This window comes from Sungkyunkwania multivorans, from assembly GCF_042675645.1.
In the GTDB taxonomy this organism is placed as follows: domain Bacteria; phylum Bacteroidota; class Bacteroidia; order Flavobacteriales; family Flavobacteriaceae; genus Sungkyunkwania; species Sungkyunkwania multivorans.
On the sequence record NZ_JBHTJH010000017.1, the window covers coordinates 583,835 to 602,476 of the forward strand.

An 18,642-nucleotide genomic window follows, 5' to 3' on the forward strand; every position below is an offset into this window, starting at 1 on the left:
AAGCATGAAAATATGCTAAAATTTTTTGATAGAGTCTTCACCTAGGTTATGAAAAATAAAGTTTCTTCAAGAGCTAATATAAAGCGATAACCTTAAATGAGATCGATAAGTAGCTGTAAAACGCCAGAGATGTCTTCTTTACTATTATAACTATGAAGGCAGAATCGAAGACGCTCCGCACCCTCTGGAACGGTTGGTGATAAAATGGCGCGGACGTCAAACCCCTTTTCCTGAATTTTTTTAGCAATCTCTTTCACCTTTTTGTTGCCTGGTATAATGGCGCAATGAATGGAAGATTCACTAGGAATGAAAAGAGGCCGTATTTGTAATTCTTCGATCTGCATATTGAAGAACTCAATGTTTTCCCTGAGTCTTTCTACAATACGTATATCCTGCTCTAGGATCTCATAAGCCGACAGGATCGTAGCAAGTGAATGTGGCGGAAGTCCTGTAGTATAGATGAGACTTCTTGAAAAGTTGACGAGATAGTCTTTGAGCGCTGTGCTACCCAAAATAGCAGCTCCGTGGCATCCAAGTGCCTTCCCAAAAGTGATCACAGTAGCGAAGATGTGTTGTGCTATACCATTTTCTTGTGTTAGACCAAAGCCAAATACTCCTACAGCATGTGCTTCATCGACAATGAGTTTCAAGTTATTGGCATGACAAAATGCTGCTAGCTTTTTTAGGTCCGGAGTATCTCCATCCATAGAAAAAACAGACTCGGTGACGACATATATTGCTTCGGCTTGTTGCAATTTTTTCAATATCTCACCTATATCGGCAATATCGTTATGCCTAAACTTGTAAGCCTTGGCATTGCTCATCTTAATACCATCCCTGATACTCGCATGGATCAATTCGTCATATAGAATGATATCCCCACGTTGGGGCACTGAGGAGAAAAGCCCAATGTTAGCATCATAGCCACTGTTAAAGATGAGGGCAGCTTCAGCTTGGTGGAATTTGCTTATCATCAACTCGGCCCTATCATATAAAGGATGATTCCCTGAAAGCAATCTTGAACCTGTGGCACCATTTAATTTCATCGATTGGTCGACCAATAGCTTATGGGCACTGTCATAGAGAGCTTCATTTTTGGCAAGTCCCAGATAATCATTCGACGAGAGATCTACCAAACTGTTGTTGTTAGGAAGCTGACGAAAAGCATTGTTTTCTTTTCGTAATTCTAACTTTCGCAAAAGCTTTTCTGGAAGTTGGCCCATAAAGCTAAAATACTACAATCCTCGGCATCTTTGTTTGAGCAATGATCATATTTTTACAATAGAAATTATCAAAAAAAATAAAAAAATTATTGTTTATCAATAATTAATTTTATATTTGTTATCGTTAAACAACAATAATTTAAGATTATGGATATAAAAAATAAGATAACCTTGCTCCATTTTTTTGCCTATGCCATTGTATTTTTGGCGGTCTCGGTTCTATTAAACGATATCAGAGAGTTCAATTATGAGCGATTTAGGTCATTTAGTAGTTGGGCAAGTGCTGCAGATAGGAATAGTTCGTGGTTTTCACGAAGTAATCTTATAGAGTGGAGCTATTATGTAATAAGTGGGGCGCTCTTCTTTTGGCGAGGATATCTCATCTATGGCTTTACCAAGTTCATCAGTATCATTTCCGAAATAGAAAAGCAAAATTACTTTGGAAAAAGAGTGATTTCCGACTTTAAGAAAATAGGAGATATCTTCATTTCTTATACCATTGGAACATTTGTTCTCAAGACGTTGCTAGCCGTTGTGGGATCGTATAGTTTTAAGATGCTATTTGAGCTTAAAGAGGAACTCACCTATTTGATACCCGCCGGGCTGGCATTCTATCTACTCGCCGAAATTTTTAAACGCGCGAGGGCACTAAAAAATGAAAATGACCTAACAATATAAAAACATGAAAACAATAGCACTTTTGAAAATATTGATCAATATATTCTTTGGATTTTTCTTATTGCTTCTGGCATATAATATTTGGGAAGGATTGATCTTTATGATTCAATCACCAGAAGAAATGAGTAATTTTTGGATGCTGGAGGCTTATGGCCAAACTGAAAGCTCAGTACGCTTGGTACAACTCCATTTGCTCTTCGAAACCATTCCCTATATCCCTTTTGCCTTAGGAATTCTATTTGCTCGAAATATCGTAGCAGCATTTGTAAGAAAGGAGTTCTTTTCGGTCACGGTCACCAGGAATTTTAGAAATGCTGGAATACTTTTCCTAGTGGCAAGTGTACTCATGATAGTTCAGCATATGATTGGCATGGCGATTTTGGGAAGACCTACCGTTAATCTAATTATTGGACATCATTTTAGTTATGCCTTCTTGATCATCATCGGCCTGCTGTTCATATTTTTCGGTCACGTATTTTCTCGGGCCAGAGAGCTAGAACAAGAAAACGAACTAACCATATAATTATGCCAATTGTCGTAAATTTAGACGTAATGCTGGCCAAACGAAAGATGCGAAGCAAAGAGTTGGCCGAGCGAATCGGGATCACAACGGCCAACCTTTCCATATTGAAATCGGGGAAGGCAAAGGCCGTGCGATTTTCTACACTCGAAGCTATCTGTAAAGAACTGGACTGTCAACCTGGGGATATTCTCGAATATGTTGAAGAATGAGATCACATACAAGCAGGCCTCTTCAGATGATGAACTCCGTCAGATTCTAGCACTTCAACAAGAGAATCATCGTGATGATTTGTCTATTGAAATTCAAAAAAAGGAAGGTTTCATAACATTGCGCCATGATTTTGAGACGCTAAAACAAATGAACGATGCCTGTGGCCATATCATAGCCAAAGATGGTTTTAAAGTAGTAGGGTATGCGCTCTCCATGACCCGGTATTTTAGGGATGATATCCCACTGCTCATCCCGATGTTTCAAAAAATTGAAAAGGCATTGCCCAGCACCGACTACTTGGTAATGGGACAGGTGTGTATTGATCGGCAATATCGTGGAAAGGGAATATTTAGAGACTTGTACAAGTATATGAGGGCAGCCTTGAGCAAGGACTTTGAGATGCTTATCACCGAGGTGAACAAAAAGAATACACGCTCCTTAAATGCTCATAAGGCGATTGGTTTTGAAATACTTTCAACCTCAGATGATTGGCTGGTTATAGCTTGGGATTGGAAATAAGGTCAATCTTCTACCCACTTGTAATCATTGGGTATCGTGGCGTCAAGTAATTTTGTATTGAGTTTTGCTGCCAATTCCTTTCCTAAAGTCAATGCTTCGTATATATCATACATTACAAATAGGTTGAGATGTTTGTTGGTGTCGTACCAGAGGTTCACTTCCAGATCATAATTCCCATCCTCTTTTATTTGATTAAAGACCGAAATATATTCAATTCTTTTGATAGGTTTCCACGTTCCATATTTGAAAGGGCCAACTGAGTATAGGTTCCTGTAATATCCTTTATCTAGGTCAATATGAACATCTTTCACGACCGAAAAGCCAATCCCAAGGGTCAAACAGAGCACTAAGATTTTAAATCCATCCAATAGGTGGCGCTGCTCACTTGTCTTGTTCAAGGGAACATGGCTAAGAATATAATATAGAATGATGAGCGAACCAGTGAAAAAAAATGCAGCTATGATAAGCTGCCACCAAGGTCTATTTCCCTGAGAAATTATGAAATTCTTTCCATTCATTTTACAAAACTAACCAAAATAGTTTGGGAATTAAATTCCAATGTTAGATCGTGGCTGTAAACAATAAAACCTGTACGTTTTGTACAGGTTTTATTGTATGGAAGTCGAAAACAGGGTTCAATCCGCAAGTACGATCACTTTATTGTCTTTCATCTCAACAGTTCCACTGTTGATTTCTAGAAGCGTTGCGTCCTTATCACCTTTGGTGAATTTTGCAGCAACGTCCTTATGTAATTTAATGTCACCATAGATCTTTACAGTTCCTTTCCCAAGGGTTGAGACGACAGGCGCGTGGTTATTCAGCATCTGGAACTCGCCGTTGGTGCCAGGAACTGCTACCGACTCAACGTCGCCACTAAATAAGGTAGCTTCTGGTGTTACAATTTCTAAATACATATAACAATATGTTAGTATTATTCCCGCATAAGCGGGAATCTTTATAAATTTACTAGATTATCATTGGATTCCTGCCTTCGCAGAAATGACAAATCAGATTTTTATTAAGCCTCAGCAAGCATTTTCTCACCCGCTTCGATAGCTTCCTCGATAGAACCTTTAAGGTTAAAGGCCGCTTCTGGCAAGTGATCCAACTCACCGTCCATGATCATATTGAAACCTTTTATGGTCTCTTTGATGTCTACCAATACCCCAGGGATACCTGTAAACTGCTCCGCTACGTGGAAAGGCTGAGATAGGAAACGTTGTACTCTACGAGCACGTCCTACGGCTAGCTTATCCTCTTCGCTCAATTCTTCCATACCAAGGATAGCGATAATATCTTGAAGCTCTTTATAACGCTGTAATAGCTCCTTTACTCGTTGCGCACACTCATAGTGGTCTTTTCCAAGAATGTCTGCAGTAAGTATACGCGAAGTAGAATCTAGCGGGTCTACCGCTGGATAGATACCAAGTTCGGCGATCTTACGAGACAATACCGTAGTAGCGTCCAAGTGAGCAAAAGTAGTTGCAGGAGCAGGGTCGGTAAGGTCATCCGCAGGTACATATACCGCCTGAACGGAAGTAATAGATCCTTTTTTGGTTGAGGTGATACGTTCTTGCATCGCACCCATCTCTGTTGCTAGCGTTGGCTGATAACCTACCGCCGATGGCATACGTCCAAGAAGTGCAGATACCTCAGAACCTGCTTGTGTGAAACGGAAGATATTATCTACGAAGAAAAGTACATCTTTTCCTTGTCCATCTCCAGCTCCATCACGGAAATATTCAGCAATGGTCAAACCAGAAAGTGCCACTCGAGCACGAGCCCCTGGAGGTTCGTTCATCTGTCCGAATACGAAAGTCGCTTTTGACTCTTTCATTGCGGCTTTGTCAACCTTTTGCAGGTCCCATCCGCCTTCTTCCATAGAATGTAGGAAGTCGTCACCATATTTGATGATACCCGACTCTAACATCTCTCTCAAGAGGTCGTTTCCTTCACGTGTTCTTTCACCAACTCCGGCAAAAACCGAAAGGCCACCGTGTCCTTTTGCAATATTGTTGATCAACTCCTGGATCAATACTGTTTTACCTACACCAGCACCACCAAACAATCCGATCTTACCACCTTTTGCATAAGGCTCGATAAGGTCGATCACTTTAATACCGGTAAACAAAACTTCTGTAGAAGTTGAAAGATCTTCAAATTTTGGAGCCTCTCTGTGAATAGGAAGCCCATCTGCACCTTCTTTTGGCAAATCTCCTAATCCATCGATAGCGTCACCTATTACATTGAAGAGACGTCCATAGACATCATCTCCGATAGGCATTTGTATTGGGTTACCAGTTGCCAGTACTTCAACACCTCTGCTCAATCCATCAGTAGAGTCCATTGAGATGGTGCGCACCGTACTCTCACCTATATGAGACTGTACTTCTAATACCAATAAAGAACCATCTTTTTTAGCAATTTCTAATGAATCATAGATTTTTGGAAGCTCGCTTCCGCTAGCAAATTCAACGTCCACAACGGGGCCGATGATCTGAGCAACTTTACCTGTAACTTTTGACATTACTTAAGGATATTAATGTTTATCAAAATGTATGCACGAAAAAATCCTCTTTTTTCGCGGTGCAAAGATAGGCTTTTGCCTAAAATTACAAAGCCTATTCAGTTTATTTTTTTGGTCGCTGCGCTGTATGTATATAAAGCTTTCTTTTGAATCAAATACGAGCTTAGAGAGATAATTGATCTTTAAAGTTGGGAACACAAATTTTTGAATGGTCTAGCGGAATTCATTCGGGCTTTTAGAAAATCAAAAAACCACGTCGACTAGACGTGGTTTCTTATATCATATTTTATTTTGGTCTACTGCAACGCAGGAGAATAGAATACAGGATAGTCTCCCGGATTAGGAATAGCTCCAGCTTCTTCAAAGTTTGATCCGTATGCAACATCAATAGCCTTTAAGGCCTCTGCTGCGATCAACGAGTACCCTCTAGATGTAGGATGAACCCCATCAAGAGAGAAGGCCCCTCCAGTTACAAGATCTGATGTAAAGGTGAAATTGCCGAATGAAAAACCATTTGTAGCAATTTCATTCAATAGGGTATTTGCATCAACAAATGCAAGCCCATTGGTCGAAGCGGCACTACTAATGGTCGAATTGAATCCGGCAGTGGCTGTAGCGATTGCCTCTTGTTCTTCTGGGGTTAGCACCCATTTGTCTTCCAAGGGAAGCGCAACACCATTGACGGTAAGCGGATTTCCTGGTACTGCTTCGGTTCCGATGAATCTGCTTGCGGGCAGCACAAGAAGGTCGTCTGCAGTCGCTTGTCGAATTTGAGGTAATGCCGCAAACGCAGGGTTAATAGCACCTAGGTCTGTTAAATCTTCATCGATGATCACCACTGCATTACTCGAGCCCGCCTCAAAGCTTATTGTACGTCTATCCAACTCTTCTTGAGTAAACAATCCTGTTCCTGCCAAGGCTGCAAACGCCTGTTGCAAACCTCCATTATATACGGCGTAAGCACCGTTTAGCTGTGTCGCGGTCGCAGCATCTAGTGGCACAGGATTATGGGGTACCGTAGTGAAATGAGGAATGGCGGTTACATCTGGAATATTTGCCACAACACCTTTCGCGCCTGTCCCAACAAGGGCACCTATAGTGGCATTGTAGGCCAACTCAAAAGTTGCTTGATCAGTAATAGGATCAGTACCGTCGCCACCGCTTAATGCATAACCCAACACATCGTTGTTACCGATCCACAGCGAAAAGAATGAAGGACTCTGTCCTACGGCCAAATCAATCACTCTTGCATCGGGCGTACTCCCAGTCATTCTCACGTAGTAAGGATTGGCCGTTGGAGGCATCGCAGATAATCCTGCGATGTTACCATAGCCAGGAGCTATTAAGTGAAAGCTTTTCGCTCCAGGGATTCCCATATTGTTAAATGGACCTGTAGGGTTGTTGAATGCAACATCTGTGCTCCCCATGGCTCCAGGAAGTGGCACAGGTGCGGTACCATTAAAAATTAGTCTTGGCCCACCTACTAGTGTTCCAGCTGCTAAGATTATACCGCTATTATCACTCATTAGCGGTTGCGTAAAAGATCCACCACCTACTTTAGCAAATTGCTCTGCCATGATATTTGGGAAGGAAGCCTCTTGACCCGCGATGAACAATGCGCCATCGGTAAACCCGGCGGTAAGCGAGTTACCCAGCGAGACATAGTTGGAAAAATCAGCTTCCCCAGCCGTTAGTTCGACTTCTGCTGTCGTCCCAGCATCATCATCAGACTCGCATGCAATGAAGCCCAAAGACATCAATGCAAGCAATATATATTTTGAGTTTTTCATCATAGTTAATTCTAAATTGTTGTAAAAATATCTTATAGATTATTAATGGTCCAAGAAAGATAATACTGCGAACCGATGAAACCTGTTCCGAAGGCAGTGAAATAATCATCGCCCAATAGGTTAGAGGCTCCAGCTTTGAAGGTCGACTTTAGTTTAGGAACTCTCAAGTTGATCTGCGCATCGAGGACATGGTATGCCGGAATGTCTCCATCGCCAAAGGTTGCTTGCCAGAAGTAAGCATCACTCCATCTCCATGCGACATTGAATCCAAAGTTCTGGAAAAGGTCGGTATTCCCAAAAGACGCCTTGAACTTATGCTCTGGGGTGTTGAAGTTTGGTCTAAAACCAGGGTCTGAAGCTTGGTCAAAATCAAGTTTTGCATAGGTATAGTTCAAACCAAGGTCGAAATCTCCCAGTACTTTAGCATTGACGGATACCGAACCTCCATAAGAGTTAATATCAGCATCCGAGTTCGTATACGTTTGATACACCTGAAAATCTCCATTCTGTAGTGCCGCCAAGGAAAGCGAATTATCTCCCACCTGTCCATATAAAGGTACTACCACATTTTCATTAGAGATGAAATCGGTGTACTGGTTATAATAGGCACTTAGGTCCACGACAAAATTTTCGAACTTACCACGATATCCAACTTCATAAGAGGTCACTTGTTCGGGCTTCACAATATCCACACTAGAGGCTTGGAAGGTTCCATTTGATACAGAAGCTGCATCGAAGGAATTTTCATAAGCCGCTCTACCTGCGATATCTACGGTAGCTGGCTGACCTAAGGTCAATTGAGCAACACTGCTAACATCATAGGTTCTAACGTCTCTATCTAGATTGTCTTCTGCTGAACCGATCAAAATGGCTCTACCTACATCTAGGCCGATATAAAGATCTTGTGTTGTCGGGTTTCTGAAACCTGTTTGAACAGACCCGCGAATATTGTGGTTTCTGTTCTCGCCAGCGGTATAACCCACCGATAGTCTTGGTGAGAAAAAGCCGTCAAAAAGCTCTGATTTATCGAAACGAACAGACCCGGTCAACTTTAAACGCTCATCAGCCAATTTCTTTTGGATCTGCGTGTAGGCACCGAACTCTGAATAGGAGATTGGACCATCCGCATCGGTATAAATAGTTCCTTCAGAATTCAGTTCGTATCTTCTGAAAGACCCACCTACCTGAATGTCTGCAAACTCGCTTGTGATATGAGAGAAGTTATAGTTGACATCAGCATGATAGAATTTGGATTGATCCTGGAACTTTGAACCAGTGGTAAGGTCTGGATCATTGGTCACCCGGTTAAATGCTGACTGAAACTCAGGAGAGCCAGGCTCAAACCTTCCGGTGTCTGCGACCGCTCTTGCGGCAGCATGTGCTTCGGCTTCTGTGGCCCCAGCGAAAGTTTGCGCCGCATAGGTCCCGATATATTCTCCAAACCATTGCTGATCTGATTTCCATTGTCTGTTAATATTGATACCGGTGAATACCATGTCATAAGAATTTCCAGCTTTGTCAGCTACCAAATAACCTCTAACAAAGAAATTATCGTTTCTTACTTCGAGTTTGTGTTGTTGCTGGAAGAAATCCTTCACCGAATAACGGTTGGCTCCTTGATAGATGGTGGTACCAGTACCGACCTTCCCTTGGTAGATCAACTCAAGATCGTTGGCCCATGGCTTGTAATGAAGAGCATAATCAAACTTAACGCTTTCTGCATTGTAGTTGGTTAGGTCCTTTTCTGCATAACCTGTTCTACTTACCTCAATGTCTGGGATAATACCAAGTCCGCCAGATGCAGCCCTGATATTGGTTGCAACCTCATCACCATAGATATTGGTTCCATCAAAGTTATAGATACCGTTAGCTTCTAAAGCTGCTCTGCTTTCACCACGGCCAGTTTTATCGGCTTGGTTATCTGCCCACCAATCGGTACCTCTCAAGTAGCCAAAGTTTAACTTCAGGGCAAATTTATCACTAAACGCGCGTGCTGCTCTTATACCAAAATCGATATAATCATTTTCTCCAGCAGCATCTTGCGAGGTGATTCCTGTTTTCACATAGCCACTTAAGCCTTGGTAGGTGAACGGATCCTTACTTCTCATAAAGAGAATTCCGTTAAATGCGTTTGCACCGTAAAGGGCAGAAGCGGCACCAGGCAGTAACTCGATACTTTGAACATCCACATCCGTCATTCCTAAAAGGTTTCCTAGCGGGAAGTTCAAGGCGGGTGAAGAATTGTCCATTCCGTCTACCAACTGCATAAAACGGGTGTTTGCAAATGTGGCAAATCCTCTGGTGTTGATCGACTTAAAGGTCAAACTGTTCGTGTTGATATCAACACCTTTCAAATTTTCCAGACCGTCATAGAAGTCTGAAGAGGCAGTATTTTTAATATCCTTGATACCGAAACGTTCTACGGTCACTGGGGATTCAAAAATACGCTCTGGGGTTCTAGAGGCAGAAATAACGATTTCCTCTAAAAGGGTCTCTTCCTCATTCAATTGAACTTCGATACGTTCGTTGTTTGAAGAGACCGAGGCTTCCGTAGAAGCAAAACCGATACTTGAGACCACGACCGTAAAAGGAGGTGACTGATCGGTTGTTAATGTAAACTCTCCATCAAAGTCAGTAACAGCACCTGTAGCAGTTCCTTTCACCACTATATTGGCTCCTGGAATGGGGTTGTTGTTATCGTCTATGACTTTTCCGGTGATTGTAGTCTGCGCAAAGGCGCTCATGCTCAAAAGCATGGAAAAAAGGCATAAAATTGTTCTCATTGTTCATTTGGTTAAATAACGCCAACAATATACACTTTTTTGCCGATTCCCTACAAAGACCATAGGAAAAATGAAGATTTCTTATTCTACTGTAACAGACTTTGCCAAATTTCTTGGTTGGTCCACATTACAATTGCGCATCACAGCGATGTGATATGATAAAAGTTGCAAAGGAATTGTAGTTAACAAAGGAGTGAATGCTTCGACCGTTTCAGGTACTTCGATCACATGATCGGCAAGCTCACTCACCATGATATCACCTTCGGTAACTACGGCGATGATCTTACCATGCCTCGATTTGATCTCTTGGATATTGCTCACTACTTTTTCATAATGGCCTTTTTTGGTTGCGATCACCACTACGGGCATTTGTTCGTCGATCAGCGCAATGGGGCCATGCTTCATTTCCGCAGCGGGATATCCTTCGGCATGAATATAAGAGATCTCTTTAAGCTTTAAGGCACCTTCCAGCGCAACAGGGAAGTTGAACCCCCTTCCTAAATACAGAAAATTACTTGCGTCCTTATAGGTTTCCGAAATTTTTATGATATGCTCATTGGCAGTAAGGGCCTTCAGCACTTTTTTCGGAATTAATTCGAGCTCGTTGAGATAGAGGTGATAATCGGATTTGCTGAGTTTGCCTTTGGCTTTGGCCAAGGTAAGGGCGATCAACGATAGCACTGTTATTTGTGTCGTGAATGCCTTTGTAGAGGCGACACCTATTTCTGGACCAGCATGGGTATAGGCTCCTGCATCGGTTTCCCTAGCAATAGAGGAACCAACTACATTACAGACCCCGAATACAAACGCACCGTTTTCTTTGGCCAGCTTAATAGCCGCGAGGGTATCTGCGGTCTCTCCAGATTGTGAAATGGCGATGACGACATCTTTCTCGTTAATGACCGGGTTTCTATATCTAAATTCGGAGGCGTATTCTACCTCAACGGGTATTCGTGCAAATTCTTCGAAAATATACTCTGCCACCAGACCTGCGTGCCAAGATGTTCCGCATGCAACAATAATGATGCGGTTGGCGTTCAGAAATTTCTCAATATTATCATCAACACCGGCCATGCGTATAATACCTTCATCAACCAGTAAACGTCCTCGATAGGTGTCGACAATGGCATCGGGTTGTTCGTATATTTCCTTGAGCATAAAATGATCATAGCCACCCTTTTCAATTTGTTCTAGATTCAGTTGTAATTCCTGAATATAGGGATCAACCAGTGAATCATCGTGGATCTTACGGATCTTTACTTTTTTACCGATACGAACAATGGCCATTTCCTCGTCTTCCAAATAAATGGTCTTATTGGTGTATTCTATAAAGGGTGTTGCATCAGAGGCGATAAAGAATTCATCCTCACCAATTCCTATGGCCAACGGGCTGCCAAGTCGAGCAACGACGATCTCGTCTGGTTTGCTCTTGTCAAATACGGCAATGGCATACGCCCCGATGACCTGATTGAGAGCGATCTGTACGGCCTTGCCAAGCTTTACGCCTTCATTTTTCTTTACATCCTCGATAAGGTTGACCAATACTTCGGTATCGGTATCAGATTTAAAGGTGTAGCCTCTGTTGATCAATTCTTTTTTAATGGAGTCATAGTTTTCTATGATGCCATTGTGAATGATCACGAGATCTCCAGAGCTAGAATAATGTGGGTGCGAATTGATATCGTTGGGAACACCGTGTGTGGCCCATCGCGTATGTCCAATACCTAAAGAACCGTTCTTAGAGATTTCAGCATTGGCTCTTTCCTCCAAATCCGAAACTTTGCCTTTGGTCTTAGAAAGCTGAATATCGCTACCATCAAATAATGCAATCCCAGCACTATCGTAGCCACGATATTCCAGACGCTTCAATCCTTTGATAAGGATAGGGTATGCATCTCGGTGTCCAATGTATCCTACAATTCCGCACATAGTATAAAGGTATGATTTTTAATTGTCCTGTTTGTTGGGGTCTGTATAGATAATGCGCAATTGCATTTTTTTATCTTCTTGTCCAGGCACTTCTGTTCCACCAAATAGAATGGTACCCTTGCGACTAATGATACTTCCTATCGCAAGTCTTTCTTGAGTGGTGGTGCTCATATCGGGCCCTGACATAGCGCTTGCCGAGCGCGCCTCATTGATACTAGAAGTGATCGCCAGTCCTAAATGAACATTGGTAGAGTCGTTATCGACTATATTCTTAACGTGATCTGTAAGTCGTATTTGATACTTTACCCCAAGTTCATTGTCATCTCTCTCTAGCACTCCGCCATAAACACTTTTAATGTCTCCATCACTTCCTCCAAAAGAGGTGTCTGTAAAATAATCAAACAACGGGCCGCCAGTTTGCAAATTGTATAAATAGATTCTATTGGCTTCGTCAAAAGTTTGAGTGCCGGTAAGAAATGTAGCAATTTCATCCTGATCGACATAAGCGATGAGCCTTGCCTCATTGATGACCCAATTATTTGTTGCCAAGCTATCTCGGATAGATTGCAAACTCAAGGGATTAGAATCAATGGGATCAAATAGTTGGATCTCTGTAAAGATTCCTTCTCCTCCTCTAAGATATAGTCTTTGGGCAGATGTGCCTTCTTGCAGGTTCAATCCTGTGTAAGCGTCATTGTTATATAGATTCACTACTTTTCCGCTGAGTGGAAATATAGCCTCTCCGTCCTTTGTAACAGGCTCCAGGAAATCATCTGTGTCGTCGTCTGGGGTATTGTTGTCGTTTATTTCCGCATTGTCATATTCATACTTGATAACGACTCTCGCCTGGGTGATGTTAAAATAAACCAGAATATCCTCTGGGGTGTCAAAACCAAAAGTGATGCCCCTAAAGTGTTCTCTAAAGTTATTGTTGTTAAACAACTCATCGCCGCCTTCCAAATTAATGATATCGTTTTGAAAATCATTGGTAGAAGTAAATATATTCCCAGCCGAGACCGCATCCACGTTTAGCTTTACGCGTAGTCTCGGAGTAAGTCGCTCTACGACGGTCTCGTCCTCTTCGGTCATCATATCGTCTTCGGTAGTGACCGTTACGATATCAAAGTCGCTAATGGCAGGGTCAGGTAATAGATCGTTAAAATAATTTGTGCCTTCCAGGGGCTGAAAGGTGGAAAAATATTCTTGGGCTGTTTGAAAATCCGAATTTGGGTCCAGGTCTCTTAAATAGGTCTCCAATTTGTTCACCCTAAAGGTTACATTGGCATTTCGATTTCCAAATACGGAGTCGAGCGTATATTTCTGTGGAACACGACTCACATTATTGATATCGTCAACGCCATCGAGAATACCGTCACCGTCAGAATCTGCCAGATAAGGACTTTCGCCAGCTTCTTCCTCGCCGTTGGGAACTCCGTCGCCATCAAAATCATCACCGAAAGGAGAAACATCATCCAAAGGATCGATCACACCATCCCCGTCACTGTCCGGGTCTGCAACACTCGGGTCTGACAATCCAGCATTTTCCTCAATCTCATCAGGAGCTCCGTCATTGTCTGCATCCCCTTTTGCATTGCTGAAATAAGGAATTTCGAGATATACCTCGGTGATACGTTCACGTTCGTCAGTCACGATCACCGTGTCCATCTGCTGTTGTGGAGTTAGCGAATTGAAGAATGCCAAATTCTCTTCTTCCTGTTCTTGCGTCAATTCACCAAATCTACGTGTAATAGTGCTGGTAAAGGATGTTGGAAGAGAAAGTTGAGCGGCAATGGAGGTATTTGAACTATTGTAGATCGGATCACTGATCTTTCCCAATTTATAGACAGGAAGCACATCAGTTCTTATTGCCTGCAATTGTCTGTTAAATGTAGAAACGTCGATAAAAAGGGTGTCAGTCACAAAGTTCTGATTGGTGACCCCTTCTACGGCAAGGTTATTAAAATCTTTTTCGCAAGCTATAAATACAGTGACAAATAGAAATATCAATACGTATAAAAATGGGCTACGCTTTGTTATGTTCATCAGATAATTTTTGGTTTGAATACTACTCAGAGATCAATTCGTTGTAAAAGTCGAGATATGCCTCGGCAAACTCTTCTTTAGGAACAAACGGCAAGGTAGGTTTTTCAGTATTAGCAACATGCTCTTTTAACTCTTTTGTAAGATTTTCAGTAGCCACAATAACGCCATCGGAGTGGTCAATAGCTACTTTCATGATGTTGTCATACGTAGGTTTATCCAAGATAGCCACACTTTCTTCGTCGATCTTGTCAAAGAGTATTTTATTGTGCATCTCTTTGTCTAGAGTATCCTCAAAATCGCTTTCATATACCGAGGTGACGATCTTACTCTCTGCGAAGAGTGGTTCGTCACCGTAGTATTTTTTTAGATAAAGAGGCAATAGTGATGCCATCCAGCCATGGACGTGAATAATATCTGGCGCCCAATTTAGTTTCTTCACAGTTTCAACGACACCCTTCGCAAAGAAGATCGCACGTTCGTCGTTGTCAGGGAAAAGATTTCCGTCCTCATCGGTCAGAGTAGCCTTTCGCTTAAAATACTCCTCATTGTCTATAAAGTATACCTGCATGCGTTCTTTCGGGATCGAAGCTACTTTGATGATCAACGGCATATCCATATCGTTGATCACTAAGTTCATTCCTGAAAGACGGATCACTTCGTGCAGTTGATGTCGTCGTTCATTGATGTTTCCAAACCTTGGCATAAAGATCCGTATTTGGCCGCCCTTGTTGTTCACCATCCTAGGTGCTTCAAAAGACATCGATGAGATTTCGGTTTCTGGCAAATACGGTATCACTTCAGAGGATACGTACAAGATCCTTTTATTCGTCATAAAAATTGTTTCTGAATTATTTGCAATAAAAAAACATGCAAAATTACAAAAATTATGCAGATTTACCGTAATATATTAAGTTTGCAGCCTGATAATTTTTTACGAATGAGGGTTTTTGATTCAAAAGCTTCAGTGCGAGAATTTACCTCAAGCTTAAAAGCGAGAGGTAGGATCATTGGTTTTGTGCCTACGATGGGGGCCTTACATAAGGGGCATCTGTCATTGGTTAATAAGGCATTGACTGAAAATGACGAGGTGTTTGTCAGTATTTTTGTGAACCCAACTCAGTTCAATAACCAAAATGACCTTGCTAACTACCCACGCACGCTAGCGAAAGATCTGGAGGCCCTGAGGACGATTGAAGGTGTTATTCATGTTTTTGCGCCAACAGCCGAGGACATCTACGACGATCACATCACCTCTTCTGAATTCGATTTTGATGGTTTGGAGTTTGAAATGGAAGGCAAGTTTCGGGCAGGGCACTTTGACGGAGTCGGTACAGTGATTTCAAAACTGTTTGAGATCGTACAACCAGACAACGCGTATTTTGGGCAGAAAGACTATCAACAATTGCTGATCATTAAGAAATTGGTCTCTAAATATGAGATCCCTGTTAATATTGTGGGATGTGACATATTTCGTGAATCGAACGGACTGGCCATGAGTTCGCGCAACGAACTGCTGCTGCCAGAGCATAAAGAAAATGCCTCATTTATATATGATACCTTGAAAAAGGCGAAGGAAAAGTTTGGCACGGAAAGTGCTAATGAAGTATCGGAATGGGTTGATAAACAGTTTGCTGGCCACGAGTTTCTAAAGCTAGAGTATTTTGAGATCGCAGACGCAGAAACCTTGAAAACAGTGAAGCGAAAATCCAGTAAAAAACGATACAGAGCCTTTATTGCAGCATATGCAAATGCGATTAGATTGATAGATAATATCCCCCTAAATTAATTACCTTTGCCCCATGCAAATAACAGTTGTAAAATCGAAGATCCATAGAGTTAAAGTAACTGGTGCCGATCTTAATTACATCGGAAGCATTACCATTGACGAGGACCTTATGGATGCTGCAAATATTATCCAAGGAGAGAAAGTGCAGATCGTGAACAATAATAATGGTGAGCGCCTAGAAACTTATGCCATCCCTGGTCCGAGAGCTAGTGGCGAGATCACACTTAACGGTGCTGCGGCTCGTAAAGTTGCCAAAGGAGATGTACTTATCCTTATCTGCTATGCTATGATGGATATCGAAGAAGCGAAGCAGTTCAAGCCCAAATTGGTCTTTCCAAACGAGGAGACCAATCTACTCAACTAACATTCAAAGTTTGAGCAAAACACTAAAAAGATCACTTAAGATAATTCTCCCGCTTGCCGTGGGAGTTTTTTTGGTTTGGTACTCGCTAAGCAGTATGACCAAAGAGCACCAACAACAGGTGGTCTACCATATAAAGAATGCGAATTACTGGTGGGTAGCACTCTCGCTTTTCTGTGGTGTGCTCAGTCACTTTTCGCGTGCCTATCGATGGAACTTTTTACTTGAGCCCATCGGATATAAGCCAAAATTTGCGAACAATGTGATGACCGTTTTGATCGCCTATTTTGCCAATCTGGGAATTCCTAGGTCTGGCGAAGTATTTAGGGCGACAGCGATCTCCGCCTATGAAGATATTCCTTTTGAAAAGGCCTTCGGAACCATTGTCGTAGAGCGCGTCATCGACCTTATCATGTTATTGCTCGTTGTGGCATTGGCATTTTTATTTCAAGCCGAGATACTCCTTGAAATTCTAAAGGAAAACAACTTCAACCCAACCTATCTCATTATCTTCTTAATTGCCGGTATCGCCGGCTTGGCCATATTTGTACGATTGATAAGAAGATCTACCTCATCTATTGTCATTAAGATCCGCGGGTTTCTGAGCGGTTTGCTCGATGGTCTGTCTAGCATTGTTAAAATGAAAAAGCGAAGTGCCTTCGTTTTTCATACGCTCTTCATTTGGTCCATGTATATCGCCATGTTCTATGTGATCAAATTTTCTATCAGCGGCATCGACGAATTATCCATTGGAACGATACTCTGCGGCTTTATCGCAGGGGCATTTGCCATGACAACCACCAACGGTGGAATTGGGGTCTATCCAATTGCCGTTTCAGGTATTTTCGTTGCTTTTGGGGTCAATGCAGATTCAGCGGATGCCTTTGGTTGGATCATGTGGACCGCTCAAACAGCCATGGTCATAGTCTTTGGGGCCTTAGCGTTCTTCTTTTTACCAATATACAATAGAAAAAAGGCATAAGAACACAATAATCGCACGGGTTGACTGTTACTTTAACGTGTGTTTATGAATGGACACATTAAATATTTTTCTATATTGCCACTCCAAATCACCCTACTAAACTGCTAAAAATGAAAAGAGTATTATTTCTTTTGGGCTGCTTCATGGTCACAGGCCTAATTGCCCAAGTTCGCACCGAATCTTTCGAGTCCTACAAACTTACCGAAGAGCGTCAACTTCGTATTTACATTCCCGAGGATTATTCTGATGAAGAACCAACTCCTTATCCACTTATCGTGGTCATGGATGCCGAATATCTATTTGACCCGGTAGTTTCAGCGGTCAAGTATTATAGCTATTGGAAGAAGATGCCAAATGCCATTGTGGTAGGGATCGACCAAAATGCAAAAGACGAGCGTTTCGATGACTGTGACTATAGTGATGAAGACGGTCTTCCGCACGAAAAGGGATCTGACTTCTTTGAGTTTGTTGGGGAAGAATTGGTGAACTATATGGCGCAGCAATATAAGATCGCTTCTTTTAAGATGCTCATCGGGCACGGTTTTACAGGAAACTTCGCCAACTACTACATGTTCTATGAGAAACCGGTATTTAGCAGTGTGATCTCATTGAGCCCGGATATGGCGCCCTATATGGAAGAACGCGTAGCGGAAATGTTAAAACTGGCGGATACCAAAACGTTCTACTATTTGGCCACGGCCGAAAACGATGATAGAGACAATAAGAAGCGCGCCAAGGAATTGAACAAATTGGCAAGTGCGGTAGAGAACGAGAACGTTGTCTATAAATTTGATATTTTCGAAGGCGCCGATCACAATTCGATGCCTTCCTATGCAATTCCCAAGGCGTTTGATAACATCTTTGATGTCTACAAACTGATCAGCCCAGCTGAGTTCAAGGAAAAAGTATTGCCTCAAGAAGGTCCTGTACACGAGTATCTGGTTGAAAAGTATAATACGATCGAGCAACTTTTTGGTTTTAGAAAACCTTACAATCTCAACGATATCATGGCGATCTATGCCGCAGCAAAAAAGAAGGATGATCTAGAGGCTTTAGAATTTTTAGGAAATTTAGGAAAGAAGGAATATCCAGAGACCATGCTTGGATTCTTCTTTATGGCAGAGTTCTTGGAATTGTCTGGAGAACCTAAACAAGCGCTCAAAGCATATGAGAAGGCGTTCAACTTCAAAGAGATCGACTTCATTACCAAAGACCTCGCGCTACAGCGAATGGATGCCCTAAAGGCGGACTTCGGCTGGTAAAAATTAAAGAATTTTAATACGAATAG

Annotated in this window: 17 protein-coding genes; 8 read left to right on the plus strand and 9 right to left on the minus strand. The window is 42.1% G+C overall.

What is annotated here, in order from left to right; all coding sequences use genetic code 11:
• Positions 1 to 92: 92 nt before the first annotated feature.
• The gene (locus tag ACFQ1M_RS14055) at positions 93 to 1,223 is read right to left on the minus strand and encodes an aminotransferase class I/II-fold pyridoxal phosphate-dependent enzyme (protein ID WP_386409277.1); all 1,131 of its coding nucleotides are present in this window, start codon (positions 1,221 to 1,223) and stop codon (positions 93 to 95) included.
• A gap of 147 nt (positions 1,224 to 1,370) precedes the next feature.
• On the opposite strand from ACFQ1M_RS14055, the gene ACFQ1M_RS14060 reads away from it, so the two are divergent.
• From ACFQ1M_RS14060 to ACFQ1M_RS14075, 4 genes are read left to right on the plus strand one after another with little or no spacing between them, the layout of a single operon-like run.
• Entirely contained in the window at positions 1,371 to 1,901 is a 531-nt protein-coding gene (locus tag ACFQ1M_RS14060) for a DUF2975 domain-containing protein (protein ID WP_386409279.1), read from the plus strand.
• Between the two features lie 4 nt (positions 1,902 to 1,905).
• A complete protein-coding gene (locus tag ACFQ1M_RS14065; protein ID WP_386409281.1) occupies positions 1,906 to 2,424 on the plus strand; it encodes a DUF2975 domain-containing protein in 519 nt (172 codons plus the stop codon).
• A 2-nt stretch (positions 2,425 to 2,426) separates the two neighbouring features.
• Positions 2,427 to 2,633 carry a helix-turn-helix domain-containing protein gene (locus ACFQ1M_RS14070; protein WP_386409283.1) on the plus strand — a complete coding sequence of 69 codons (207 nt, stop codon included), beginning with the start codon at positions 2,427 to 2,429 and terminating at the stop codon, positions 2,631 to 2,633.
• Positions 2,620 to 3,153 (plus strand): GNAT family N-acetyltransferase, encoded by a 534-nt coding sequence (locus ACFQ1M_RS14075; protein WP_386409285.1) that lies wholly within the window; start codon positions 2,620 to 2,622, stop codon positions 3,151 to 3,153. Before ACFQ1M_RS14070 ends, ACFQ1M_RS14075 begins: the two co-directional genes overlap by 14 nt.
• Before the next feature lie 2 nt (positions 3,154 to 3,155).
• On the opposite strand, the gene ACFQ1M_RS14080 is transcribed toward ACFQ1M_RS14075, so the two are convergent.
• The 8 genes from ACFQ1M_RS14080 to ACFQ1M_RS14115 form a co-directional block, all read right to left on the minus strand.
• On the minus strand, positions 3,156 to 3,671 hold the full coding sequence (locus tag ACFQ1M_RS14080) for a hypothetical protein (RefSeq protein ID WP_386409287.1): 516 nt from the start codon (positions 3,669 to 3,671) through the stop codon (positions 3,156 to 3,158).
• Between the two features lie 117 nt (positions 3,672 to 3,788).
• Complete coding sequence (locus ACFQ1M_RS14085; protein ID WP_386409289.1) at positions 3,789 to 4,067, minus strand: F0F1 ATP synthase subunit epsilon; 279 nt, start codon at positions 4,065 to 4,067, stop codon at positions 3,789 to 3,791.
• 104 nt (positions 4,068 to 4,171) lie between these two features.
• The gene (atpD, locus tag ACFQ1M_RS14090; protein ID WP_386409291.1) at positions 4,172 to 5,680 is read right to left on the minus strand and encodes a F0F1 ATP synthase subunit beta; all 1,509 of its coding nucleotides are present in this window, start codon (positions 5,678 to 5,680) and stop codon (positions 4,172 to 4,174) included.
• A gap of 296 nt (positions 5,681 to 5,976) precedes the next feature.
• Complete coding sequence (locus tag ACFQ1M_RS14095; protein WP_386409292.1) at positions 5,977 to 7,473, minus strand: G-D-S-L family lipolytic protein; 1,497 nt, start codon at positions 7,471 to 7,473, stop codon at positions 5,977 to 5,979.
• 29 nt (positions 7,474 to 7,502) lie between these two features.
• Positions 7,503 to 10,253, minus strand: coding sequence for a TonB-dependent receptor (locus tag ACFQ1M_RS14100; protein ID WP_386409294.1), 2,751 nt, complete (start codon positions 10,251 to 10,253; stop codon positions 7,503 to 7,505).
• Positions 10,254 to 10,334: 81 nt separating this feature from the next.
• Positions 10,335 to 12,182 carry a glutamine--fructose-6-phosphate transaminase (isomerizing) gene (glmS, locus tag ACFQ1M_RS14105; RefSeq protein ID WP_386409296.1) on the minus strand — a complete coding sequence of 616 codons (1,848 nt, stop codon included), beginning with the start codon at positions 12,180 to 12,182 and terminating at the stop codon, positions 10,335 to 10,337.
• An 18-nt stretch (positions 12,183 to 12,200) separates the two neighbouring features.
• Positions 12,201 to 14,225: a DUF4270 family protein gene (locus ACFQ1M_RS14110; protein WP_386409298.1), complete on the minus strand. Its 2,025-nt coding sequence runs from the start codon at positions 14,223 to 14,225 to the stop codon at positions 12,201 to 12,203.
• Positions 14,226 to 14,247: 22 nt separating this feature from the next.
• A complete protein-coding gene (locus ACFQ1M_RS14115; RefSeq protein ID WP_386409300.1) occupies positions 14,248 to 15,057 on the minus strand; it encodes a glycogen/starch synthase in 810 nt (269 codons plus the stop codon).
• A gap of 105 nt (positions 15,058 to 15,162) precedes the next feature.
• Here ACFQ1M_RS14115 and panC point away from each other — a divergent pair, with 105 nt between their 5' ends.
• From panC to ACFQ1M_RS14135, 4 genes are all read left to right on the plus strand, one after another.
• Positions 15,163 to 16,011: a pantoate--beta-alanine ligase gene (gene panC / locus ACFQ1M_RS14120; RefSeq protein ID WP_386409302.1), complete on the plus strand. Its 849-nt coding sequence runs from the start codon at positions 15,163 to 15,165 to the stop codon at positions 16,009 to 16,011.
• A gap of 13 nt (positions 16,012 to 16,024) precedes the next feature.
• A complete protein-coding gene (panD, locus tag ACFQ1M_RS14125) occupies positions 16,025 to 16,375 on the plus strand; it encodes an aspartate 1-decarboxylase (RefSeq protein ID WP_386409303.1) in 351 nt (116 codons plus the stop codon).
• 10 nt (positions 16,376 to 16,385) lie between these two features.
• The gene (locus tag ACFQ1M_RS14130) at positions 16,386 to 17,354 is read left to right on the plus strand and encodes a lysylphosphatidylglycerol synthase transmembrane domain-containing protein (protein ID WP_386409305.1); all 969 of its coding nucleotides are present in this window, start codon (positions 16,386 to 16,388) and stop codon (positions 17,352 to 17,354) included.
• Between the two features lie 110 nt (positions 17,355 to 17,464).
• On the plus strand, positions 17,465 to 18,616 hold the full coding sequence (locus tag ACFQ1M_RS14135) for an alpha/beta hydrolase (RefSeq protein ID WP_386409307.1): 1,152 nt from the start codon (positions 17,465 to 17,467) through the stop codon (positions 18,614 to 18,616).
• The last annotated feature ends 26 nt before the right edge of the window (positions 18,617 to 18,642 follow it).

Excerpts from the sequence above, each read along its gene's own strand:
- ACFQ1M_RS14085 (WP_386409289.1), bottom strand. The coding sequence starts at position 4,067 with ATGTATTTAGAAATTGTAACACCAGAAGCTACCTTATTTAGTGGCGAC.
- ACFQ1M_RS14075 (WP_386409285.1), top strand. The coding sequence starts at position 2,620 with ATGTTGAAGAATGAGATCACATACAAGCAGGCCTCTTCAGATGATGAA.
- ACFQ1M_RS14100 (WP_386409294.1), bottom strand. The coding sequence starts at position 10,253 with ATGAGAACAATTTTATGCCTTTTTTCCATGCTTTTGAGCATGAGCGCC.
- ACFQ1M_RS14110 (WP_386409298.1), bottom strand. The coding sequence starts at position 14,225 with ATGAACATAACAAAGCGTAGCCCATTTTTATACGTATTGATATTTCTA.
- ACFQ1M_RS14060 (WP_386409279.1), top strand. The coding sequence starts at position 1,371 with ATGGATATAAAAAATAAGATAACCTTGCTCCATTTTTTTGCCTATGCC.
- glmS (WP_386409296.1), bottom strand. The coding sequence starts at position 12,182 with ATGTGCGGAATTGTAGGATACATTGGACACCGAGATGCATACCCTATC.
- ACFQ1M_RS14065 (WP_386409281.1), top strand. The coding sequence starts at position 1,906 with ATGAAAACAATAGCACTTTTGAAAATATTGATCAATATATTCTTTGGA.
- ACFQ1M_RS14080 (WP_386409287.1), bottom strand. The coding sequence starts at position 3,671 with ATGAATGGAAAGAATTTCATAATTTCTCAGGGAAATAGACCTTGGTGG.
- ACFQ1M_RS14055 (WP_386409277.1), bottom strand. The coding sequence starts at position 1,223 with ATGGGCCAACTTCCAGAAAAGCTTTTGCGAAAGTTAGAATTACGAAAA.
- panC (WP_386409302.1), top strand. The coding sequence starts at position 15,163 with ATGAGGGTTTTTGATTCAAAAGCTTCAGTGCGAGAATTTACCTCAAGC.
- atpD (WP_386409291.1), bottom strand. The coding sequence starts at position 5,680 with ATGTCAAAAGTTACAGGTAAAGTTGCTCAGATCATCGGCCCCGTTGTG.
- ACFQ1M_RS14070 (WP_386409283.1), top strand. The coding sequence starts at position 2,427 with ATGCCAATTGTCGTAAATTTAGACGTAATGCTGGCCAAACGAAAGATG.
- ACFQ1M_RS14115 (WP_386409300.1), bottom strand. The coding sequence starts at position 15,057 with ATGACGAATAAAAGGATCTTGTACGTATCCTCTGAAGTGATACCGTAT.
- ACFQ1M_RS14135 (WP_386409307.1), top strand. The coding sequence starts at position 17,465 with ATGAAAAGAGTATTATTTCTTTTGGGCTGCTTCATGGTCACAGGCCTA.
- ACFQ1M_RS14095 (WP_386409292.1), bottom strand. The coding sequence starts at position 7,473 with ATGATGAAAAACTCAAAATATATATTGCTTGCATTGATGTCTTTGGGC.
- panD (WP_386409303.1), top strand. The coding sequence starts at position 16,025 with ATGCAAATAACAGTTGTAAAATCGAAGATCCATAGAGTTAAAGTAACT.